This is a genomic window from uncultured Paenibacillus sp. (assembly GCF_963515335.1).
Classification (GTDB): domain Bacteria; phylum Bacillota; class Bacilli; order Paenibacillales; family Paenibacillaceae; genus Paenibacillus_I.
Genome location: NZ_CAUPYC010000033.1, coordinates 33,682 through 43,733, shown reverse-complemented (window position 1 = coordinate 43,733; position 10,052 = coordinate 33,682). Strand labels below are relative to the sequence as shown.

At 54.8% G+C, this 10,052-nt stretch carries 6 protein-coding genes, 1 pseudogene and 1 riboswitch; of the genes and pseudogenes, 1 reads left to right on the top strand and 6 read right to left on the bottom strand.

What is annotated here, in order from left to right; genetic code table 11:
• Positions 1-166: 166 nt before the first annotated feature.
• Positions 167-329, top strand: a riboswitch (cyclic di-AMP (ydaO/yuaA leader).
• A gap of 10 nt (positions 330-339) precedes the next feature.
• The gene (locus tag RWM61_RS12080) at positions 340-912 is read left to right on the top strand and encodes a M23 family metallopeptidase (RefSeq protein ID WP_314001031.1); all 573 of its coding nucleotides are present in this window, start codon (positions 340-342) and stop codon (positions 910-912) included.
• Positions 913-997: 85 nt separating this feature from the next.
• Here RWM61_RS12080 and merA read toward each other — a convergent pair whose 3' ends face one another.
• The 6 genes and pseudogenes from merA to uvrB form a co-directional block, all read right to left on the bottom strand.
• Positions 998-2,530 (bottom strand): mercury(II) reductase, encoded by a 1,533-nt coding sequence (merA, locus tag RWM61_RS12075; protein ID WP_314001028.1) that lies wholly within the window; start codon positions 2,528-2,530, stop codon positions 998-1,000.
• Positions 2,531-2,601: 71 nt separating this feature from the next.
• A complete protein-coding gene (locus tag RWM61_RS12070; RefSeq protein WP_314001026.1) occupies positions 2,602-2,862 on the bottom strand; it encodes a hypothetical protein in 261 nt (86 codons plus the stop codon).
• Between the two features lie 57 nt (positions 2,863-2,919).
• On the bottom strand, positions 2,920-3,261 hold the full coding sequence (locus RWM61_RS12065) for a metalloregulator ArsR/SmtB family transcription factor (RefSeq protein WP_314001024.1): 342 nt from the start codon (positions 3,259-3,261) through the stop codon (positions 2,920-2,922).
• Between the two features lie 97 nt (positions 3,262-3,358).
• Positions 3,359-4,334, bottom strand: a pseudogene (locus RWM61_RS12060) (arsenic resistance protein).
• A gap of 264 nt (positions 4,335-4,598) precedes the next feature.
• The gene (uvrA, locus tag RWM61_RS12055) at positions 4,599-7,487 is read right to left on the bottom strand and encodes an excinuclease ABC subunit UvrA (protein ID WP_314001022.1); all 2,889 of its coding nucleotides are present in this window, start codon (positions 7,485-7,487) and stop codon (positions 4,599-4,601) included.
• 55 nt (positions 7,488-7,542) lie between these two features.
• Complete coding sequence (gene uvrB / locus RWM61_RS12050; RefSeq protein WP_399538496.1) at positions 7,543-9,528, bottom strand: excinuclease ABC subunit UvrB; 1,986 nt, start codon at positions 9,526-9,528, stop codon at positions 7,543-7,545.
• Positions 9,529-10,052 lie beyond the last annotated feature (524 nt).

Here is a 10,052-nt window from a genome sequence, read left to right as displayed (position 1 = left end):
AAGCAATTCCGAAAACAGCTTCAGCTTATTTAAGCGGGTTTACTGAATAGTTACGTTTAAAAATAAAATAAGATAAATTACAATAATATGTGTTGAAGGGAGGACGATTTATACGATTTAAATGCTCATTACTTCATGCAACTATCCACTTCGTCATCGTTTCAGCTTAAAAATCAAGCCTAGACTTCTTCAATGCAGGAAGTGCGGGGGACGATTTTCCAAGTTCGTCTGCCTGACGTTCTTGGTGGGGTGTATCGCGAATCACGCGTAGGGTTGTATCCTCAATCCGAATCCGACAACTAACCTCGCAGGCTAAGAAAAGGAGAGCTACAAGTGAAAATGAATACAAAAAAATCGATTATTGCGGTGGCATTGGGATTATCCATTATAGGTTCCTCTCTTCCCTTAAGCGGACAAGCCTTTGCCAAGGATGTTTCGGCAAAAACGAATCAAACGGCGGCGGTCCAGCGCACCGATGCTCTTAACAACGGCGTGTTTCCAGTAGGAAAAGGCTACAAATTCCGGAACAACTTCGGTGAAAAACGCACTTGGACTCCCCAAGGACGCCAGAACCGTCCGCATCAAGGCATCGACATCTCGGCTCCGAAAGGCACTCCCATTTATAGCGCGACTGACGGAAAGATCATTCGTTACGGCTGGAACCAGTACGGCGGCTGGCGCATAACGATCAAATCCGGCAACTATACGCTGTATTACGCACACATGGATCGTTATGCAAAAGGATTGTCTAACGGCGCAACCGTTAAAAAGGGGCAATTGATCGGCTACGTAGGGAAAACAGGCTACGGTCCGGTGGGAACCCAAGGCATGAAAGCCCCCCATTTGCATTTCGGCCTCTTTAAAAACGGCTCCTTAACAAATCCGTTCCCGTACTTGAAAAAGTGGGAGTAATCCAATCTCCCGGTCGATACCAGGGAATGTAAAAATAACAACCGTCAGGCATCCATCATCCTGACGGTTGTTTTGGCTTAATCGATTACCCTGCGCAGCACGATAATTTGGATACATCTTTATCGAACGTAAGGGCGGCTAATTTGAGGCCTTCCGCCATGGTCAGATACGGTGCAAGACTTTCGCGTAAATCTTGAACCGTTAAACCGAATTTCACCGCTAATGTTGCCGCATAAATGACATCCCCCGCATTTTCGGCCACAATATGAGCGCCGAGCACTTTTCGTGTTTCAGCGTCAGCCACCAGCTTGAACACGCCTGTTGTTTCACGGTTGACAATCGCCCTGGGAACCGCATCCAACGGCACAACGGACGTCTTCACTTCATAGCCTTCCGCCTTCGCCTGTTGCTCGGTGAGGCCCACCGTCGCAATCGCAGGATTCGTAAAGGTGACGCCGGGAACGACGCGAAGATCGATTTTTTGTTCCGGCGCGCCGAGTGCGTTTCTCGCGGCAACGCCGCCTTCATAGGCCGCCACATATACGAATTGCGGACCCAATGTCACATCGCCTGCCGCATAAATGCGCGGATTGCTTGTCCGCAAATATTCATCAACGATAACCTCTCCCCGCGCTCCGGTCTTAACGCCGGCGGCATCAAGTTGAAGCGCAGCGGTATTTGGTTTACGGCCTGTTGCAACAAGCAGCTGCTCGGCTTCAATTACCTGTTTCTCGCCGTTCACCATAATGTGAACCCGTTTGATGTCCCCGTCCGCTTCCACTTTCTCAAACGCGGCACCGGTAATTAAATGAACCCCCTGCTCCGTTAAGGCTTCGGTTACCGCTTCGGAAATTTCCGGATCATAGGTTTTCAAAACACGTGTACTTCGTTGCATCAACGTCACTTCCGCTCCGAGATTGTGAAAGAGCTGTCCCAACTCCATCGCTATGTAACCCGAACCGATAACAGCGAGGCGCTTGGGAACTTCCTGCAGTTCAAGGGCGGTGGTGCTCGTCAAATAATCCGTATCTTGCAGTCCTGCGATGTCCGGCGTCTGCGGTGCGGCACCGGTCGCAATCAGGAAGCTTTTCGCTGTGATCTTCCGCCCATTCACCTCTACGGTTTGATCATCAACGAATCTTGCTTCGCCTTGAATCAGCTCAAAACCGTAATCGTCGATCAAATTTACATACTTTTGCCGGCGAAGCATGGCAACGAGTTCATTCTTGTTCCTTACGAGTGCAGCCATATCGGCCCGCCCCGCTGAAGTTTCAATGCCGGCAAAAGGATTGCGGCGGGCAAGGTGATTGATTTCCCCGGCGCGGAGCAGTGTTTTGGAAGGAACACACCCGATATTGACACAGGTTCCGCCGATCGTGCCGCGCTCGACCATGGCTACCCGGGCTCCTTGCTGGACGGCTTCGATCGCCGCGGAAAAAGCCGCCCCGCCCGAACCGATAATAAGTAGATCGTAGTCGCCTTCCTGGCGGATTTCCCGGTCGACTTCAGCAAAAATCATTTCCGCATCGCCCGGCTTATACCCGGTATCGTGGTCTTCACAGCCTGTGCAAGTCATGCCTTGAACCGGGATGCGAACTTCAATGTTTTTTTCACTCATGATGAACTCGCCTCACTCCATGAATGTATTTTGTGCGTGCATGAACCTTTATTTCAGCGCAGATACGGCTTTCATGATTTCATTTCCTTCCGTGCAGGCTGACAACAATCCATCGATTGGCTTTCTGCTTTGTCCGCAAACATTTTGCTTAGGATCCGGTAAAGGGACAGGGCAAACAATACGCCCAGAATAATGAAAGCCGGCGTTTTGTAGGCAGCCAAGTAGCTCCCCAATGCTGTACCCGCCAATAAAGGTATGAGCAGCAGCAGATGACAAGGGCAAGTGAGGAAAGCCAGAACGCCCCAACCCCAGCCTTTGAATTTCTCCTTCACGAACATTCCTCTCCCCCAGTTTGATTTAAGTTGATTGTCTTACCCATGCGTTAAACCTTAAATTCTTGTACAACAATTGATTTGCTCCGCATTGTCGGCGACAACCTCACGAGCCAGTTGAATGATGGTGCGCACTCTTTCGTCTGTAATACGGTAGTAAACAAATTTACCGTCCTGTCGAGTAGAAACATAGCCGCACCATTTCAAACAAGCGAGTTGATTGGAAATTTGCGACTGTTTCATCCCCAGTTCGTTCATCAGTTCACTTACATTTTTTTCTGATTGCAAGAGTGAAAGGGCAATTTTGAAACGTGCGGGATTTGAAAGTCCGTGAAAAAACTTGGCAATCAATTCGTTGTGCAATTCCGCTAGCTGTAAAGTTGTTTGTTCGTTAGCCATGTAAGAACACCCCCCCATATTTATATTATAATATTTAAATATTAAAATCAAAGAAAATGGTTTTTCTCCTTTTATGAGAACAAAAAAGCCGGGATTTTCACTGCTCCAGCGTTTCTCGCAAAAGGACATTTGGGACAAGCCGAATATAAATGAGTTCTCCTGCAAGCTCTACAATGGTTTGCGTGACGATCACGGCGGCCACCAGCCCCTTCAAAGGTTCGGGCAGCGCCAAGGCAACCGGAAGAACAACAAGAGAATTGCGGGTTCCCGCACTAAAGATAAGCGCCCGTCCGGCACCGGCATCCAAACGGAATACACGGGAGACCATAAGCGCCAGAATCGGTGTAACCGCCATATACGCTGCATAGACAGGAATTACCTGGAGAATGAAAGCAAAAGAGGAATAAATTTTGCCAATTTGCGACGTCACGACAACCAACAGAGTCAGCGCCATAAAAGGGACGCAAAGCCATGCCGCGGCATCCAGCAAACCTTCGCAGCGCGGCTGCCTCCTTGCAAACCATTGTGTAAGAAGAGCCAGTACTAAAGGCAGAACAATAAGAATTAAAAACGCTTCAAGAAACAGTTCGACACTCACAATTTCTGCCGCTTCCGCACCCATGAAAATCCATATGTAAAGGGGTAATAACAGCATTTGTGTTGCAAATAGCAACGGTGTTGCCATCAGGACGAGCTTCTCGTCCCCGCGGCCAAGGTGTGTAAATACAATGACGTAATCAATACACGGCGCAAGCAATACAAGATACACACCGAGCAGCAAAGCGGGGTCTGCTGAAAGAAAGCGTGTCAATCCCCAGACCAGGACGGGTACCATTGACGTAATTCATGATAAGCAGCGCGTAAATAAACCGCCGATTCGCCAATGCCTCTTTTAGCCGGGAGAACGGGATTTGAGTAAACATACTGTACATCAAGACGGCGAGCACAAAAGAAACGGCATCATCTAAACTCGCACTGAATGCCGGCCATAAGAAACCGATTCCAGCGGCAATGATCTGTGTTAGCGTGTAGAGCCAAACCTGATTGTTTTCTAATTTTTTTCTTGAAATCATTCTCCCCCTCCTCGTATTTTTCCCATGTATTTGTACGACCGCAAGCGGCGAACGGTCAAGTCACGAAAAAACACGGCGGCTTCATAAAAAATAGCCGGCAATCGTGGAGGCCCCCTTTCGATTGCCGGCTTATCTTCAACAAATCCCGTTCGGATCTTTTGACAAATCCGCCTTGCTCATGTCCACCCGATCAACCGGGTTCCGCGCCCCCAACGATGCTATTGCGTATGTCGTTCATTTCCCGCAGGACATGCCGTGAGGGCCTCAGCGCTCCGCCACGGCTGCCGCGACCCCGTCCTCGACCTTGCGACGCTCTTCCGTGCGCCGGCGGTCGCGTTCCAAAACCGGCTTCAAATACTGGCCCGTGTACGAGCCTTTCACCTTGCACACGGCTTCCGGCGTGCCGGCGGCAACGATCGATCCTCCGCCGCTGCCGCCCTCCGGTCCGAGGTCGACCAGGTAATCGGCCGTCTTGATGACGTCCAGATTATGCTCGATCACGAGCACCGACTCGCCCGAATCGACCAGACGATGAAGCACGTGCAGCAGCCGGTCGATATCATCCACGTGCAGGCCGGTCGTCGGCTCGTCCAGAATATACAGCGTCTTGCCGGTGCTGCGGCGGTACAGCTCGGCCGCCAGCTTGACCCGCTGCGCCTCGCCTCCGGACAGCGTCGTCGCCGGCTGGCCCATGTTCATGTAACCCAAACCGACGTCGAGCAGCGTCTGCAGCTTCCGGTGTATTTTCGGAATGTTGCGGAAGAAATCGGTCGCGTCCTCGATCGTCATCTCCAGCACATCGGCAATGCTGCGGCCTTTGTATTTGACCTCCAGCGTTTCCCGGTTATAGCGCTTGCCTTTGCAAATCTCGCAAGGCACGTAAACGTCCGGCAGGAAGTGCATCTCGATCTTGATGATGCCGTCGCCCCGGCATGCCTCGCAGCGGCCGCCCTTCACATTGAAGCTGAACCGGCCTTTCTTGTAGCCGCGCACCTTCGCCTCGTTCGTGTTGGCGAATACGTCGCGGATATCGTCGAAAACGCCGGTATACGTCGCCGGGTTGGAGCGCGGCGTGCGGCCGATCGGCGATTGGTCGATGTCGATGACCTTCTCCAGATGCTCCAGCCCGTTCATTTCCTTATATTGGCCCGGCCTGATCTTGGCTCCGTTCAAATCCCGGGCGAGCGTCTTATACAGGATCTCATTCACCAGCGTCGACTTGCCCGAGCCGGATACGCCGGTCACCGCGGTAAATACGCCGAGCGGGATCTTGACGTTGATCCCTCTCAGGTTATTCTCCTTTGCCCCGCGAATTTCCAGCCAGCGGTCGTCCGTCTCCCGGCGGGCAAGCGGCACCGGAATGAACCTGCGGCCGCTCAAATATTGACCGGTCAGCGAGTTGTCGTCTTTCATGACCTCCTCCGGCGTGCCGGCAGCGACGACCTTGCCGCCGTGCATGCCGGCGCCCGGCCCGATATCGATAATATAATCGGCGGCCAGCATCGTGTCCTCGTCATGCTCGACGACGATCAGCGTATTGCCGAGGTCGCGCATATGAACGAGCGTGCTGATCAGCCGGTCGTTGTCGCGCTGATGCAGGCCGATGCTCGGCTCGTCCAGAATATACAGCACGCCCATCAGGCTCGAGCCGATCTGCGTGGCCAGCCGGATCCGCTGCGCTTCCCCGCCGGACAGCGTGCCCGCCGCCCGGCTGAGCGTCAGGTACTGCAGGCCGACATTGACGAGGAAGCCCAGACGGCCGTTGATTTCCTTCAAAATCAAATGGGCGATCGTCCGGTCCTTCTCGTTCAGCTCCAGCCCTTCAAAAAACTGCTGCGCCTCGCCGATCGACAGCGACGTTACATACGCCATGTTCTGTTTGCCGACCGTAACGGCCAGGCTTTCTTTCTTCAAGCGATGGCCCTTGCAGGTGCCGCAAGGCTTGGCGCTCATATAAGCTTCGATATATTCACGAATGCCGTCGGAGGCCGTGTCGCGGTAACGCCGCTCCAGGTTGTGCACGATGCCCTCGAACGGCACATACGCTTCCTTGGAATGGCCGAAATCGTTCTGATAGCGGAATTTCACCCGTTCCCCGCCGGTTCCGTGCAGCAGTTTCTTCATCTGTTCGGCCGTCAGCTCGGAAACCGGGACGTTCGTCGGGATCTTGTAATGCTTGCAAACCGACTCCAGAAACTGCGGATAATAGTTCGACGTGCTGCCCGCCCAAGCCTCGAACGCGCCCTGATCAATCGTGCGGCGAGGATCGGGAACGAGCAGGTCCGGATCGACGATCATCTTCGCGCCCAGACCGTCGCACTCGGGGCAGGCGCCGTAAGGGCTGTTGAACGAGAACATGCGCGGCGCAAGCTCGTCGATGCTGAAGCCGCATACCGGGCAGGCCAGGTTGGAGCTGAACAGCAGCTCCTCCTTGTCCATGACGTCGACGATAACCTGTCCGTCGGACAGCTTGAGCGCCATCTCGAGCGAATCCGCCAGCCGCGACTCGACGTCGCTCTTGACGACGATCCGGTCGACGACGACCTCGATGCTGTGCTTCTTGTTCTTCTCGAGCTCTATCTGCTCGCCCAGCTCGCGGATTTCGCCGTTCACGCGGACCCGCACGAAGCCCTGCTTCTGCAGGTCGGCGAACACCTTCGCATGCTCGCCCTTCCGTCCCGAAACGACCGGCGAGAGAATCTGCAGCCGCGTCCTCTCCGGATATTCCATGATCCGGTCGACCATCTGCTCGACCGTCTGCGACGTGATCTCGATTCCGTGCTCGGGACAATGCGGCTTCCCGACCCGGGCGAACAGCAGCCGCAGGTAATCGTAAATCTCGGTGACTGTGCCGACGGTCGAGCGCGGGTTGCGGCTCGTCGTCTTCTGGTCGATGGAGATGGCCGGCGACAATCCGTCGATCGAATCGACGTCGGGCTTCTCCATCTGGCCGAGAAATTGCCGCGCGTACGCGGACAGCGACTCGACGTAACGGCGCTGTCCCTCCGCGTATATCGTATCGAACGCCAGGGAAGATTTGCCTGAGCCGCTCAGCCCGGTCAAGACGACGAACTTGTCGCGCGGGATCGTGACGTCGATATTTTTCAAGTTGTGGGCGCGAGCCCCTTTGATGACGATACTCTCACTAGCCAAAACAGTGTCCCTCCCTGATTGTCGCATTGCCTGCCTTGCATCGCCGATCCCGCGCTTACGCCCCGGCTTCCGCCTTGAGCTCGAGCAGCGCGTCGCGCAGCTCGGCCGCCCGCTCGAATTGAAGGCTTTTCGCCGCTTCCTTCATTTCGGCCTCAAGCCGCTGGATCAGCGACTGCTTCTCCTTCTTCGACAGCTTGCCGTATTCGTTCGCCAGGTAATCCGCTTTCTGCTCGGCCACCTTCGTCGCCTCGATGACATCGTGCACCTTTTTGCGGATCGTCTGGGGTGTAATCCCGTGCTTCTCGTTGTAGGCGATCTGGATTTCACGGCGGCGCTCCGTCTCGCGGATCGCCTTATCCATCGAGTCCGTTATCTTGTCCCCGTACATGATGACGCGTCCCTCGCTGTTCCGCGCCGCCCGGCCGATCGTCTGGATCAGCGACCGCTCGGACCGCAGGAAGCCCTCCTTGTCCGCATCGAGAATGGCCACGAGCGATACCTCCGGCAGATCAAGCCCTTCCCGGAGCAGGTTGATGCCGACCAGCACGTGGAACGTGCCGACCCGCAGGTCGCGAAGGATCGCCATCCGTTCAAGCGTCTTAATATCGGAATGCAGATAGCGCACCTTGATGCCGACCTCTTTGAGATAATCGGTCAGATCCTCCGCCATCTTCTTCGTGAGCGTCGTAACGAGCACCCGCTCATCCTTGGCGATCCGGTCGCGGATTTCGCCGAGCAGGTCGTCGATCTGCCCCTTCGTCTTCCGCACCTCGATGACCGGATCGAGCAGGCCCGTCGGACGGATGATCTGCTCGACCATCTCCGGCGTGTGCTCGATCTCATAAGGTCCCGGGGTTGCCGATACATAGACGAGCTGGCCGGCTTTCGCCTCGAATTCCTCGAACCGGAGCGGACGGTTGTCCATCGCTGACGGTAAACGGAAGCCGTGCTCGACGAGCACTTCTTTGCGCGCCCGGTCGCCGTTGTACATTGCCCGGATCTGCGGCAGCGTGACGTGCGACTCGTCGATGACGATCAGCATGTCGTCCGGGAAGTAGTCGAGCAGCGTGTAAGGCGTCGCTCCCCGCTCGCGGAACGTAAGCGGCCCGGAATAGTTCTCGATGCCGGAGCAGAAGCCCATTTCCTGCATCATCTCGATATCGTACCGCGTCCGCTGTTCGAGCCGCTGGGCTTCCAGCAGCTTGCCCTGCCCGCGCAGCTCGGCGAGCCGTTCCTCGAGCTCGCGCTCGATATTCACCAGCGCCAGACGCATCGTATCCTCGTGCGTAACGAAGTGGGACGCTGGGAAAATCGCGGCATGGTCGCGTTCGCCTGCGATTTCGCCGGTCAGCGTATCGATTTCCGTTATGCGCTCGATCTCGTCGCCGAACAGCTCGACGCGGACGGCGCGCTCGTTGTTCGCCACCGGGAAAATCTCGATCACGTCGCCGCGCACGCGGAACGTGCCCCGCACGAAGTTGATGTCGTTGCGCTGATACTGGATGTCCACCAGCTTGTGCAGAATCGCGTTGCGCGGCTTCTCCATGCCGACCCGCAGCGACAGCACGAGATTTTTGTATTCCATCGGCGAACCGAGGCCGTATATGCACGAGACGCTTGCGACGATGATAACGTCGCGGCGTTCGAACAGCGAGCTCGTGGCGGAATGCCGCAGCTTGTCGATCTCGTCGTTGATGCTGGAATCCTTCTCGATGTACGTATCCGAAGAAGGAATGTATGCTTCGGGCTGATAGTAGTCATAGTAGCTGACGAAATACGACACCGCGTTGTTCGGAAAAAACTCCTGAAACTCGCTGCACAGCTGTGCGGCGAGCGTCTTGTTGTGCGCGATGACGAGCGTCGGGCGGTTCAGCTCATAGATCATGTTCGCAACCGTGTATGTTTTCCCCGTTCCCGTCGCCCCGAGCAGCGTCTGATGGCGTTCTCCGTTCTTCACGCCCTCGACGAGCCGCCTGATCGCGGCCGGCTGGTCGCCCTGCGGCTTGTAGCCGGACACGAGCTCAAACTTTACTTCCGTCACTTTCAGGCCGTCTCCCATGGTCCGTTCCCCACTCCCTTGCTCAAGCTTATCTATATATTCTTGTATACCCTATATTCGGGCTCCGTTAGACGGTAGCGGCATATAATAAGCGGCCAACCAGGCAAATGGGAATAAATGTTCCCCTGCCATTATAACCGATGACGAGCCGCCCGCGCAATCGGAGGTTGATGCCAATGGCCGGGTTTTGCTTACTTATCCATTATAGAGCAATACCCTGACAGCATACTGTCAGGGTATTGCTCATTTGTTAACATGGACTTCGGCGATGCCTGGGCTCGGTCGCTGGATTTTGTCCAATCAAACGATCGTCCCGACTCTCTTGCTTAAGCTATCCTGGATTTGATCCAATGAAAACCGACAACAGAGATGTAAGAAACCGAAATCCCTTCTTTTGACTGGATGGAATCCAGCATAGGCGTTGGGATAAGCGAAAAGGAGGCAATGCTGCTGGACAATTTACAGCCTAACGATCCGGGTCGGTCAAAGGCTGCAGGATTACAGAA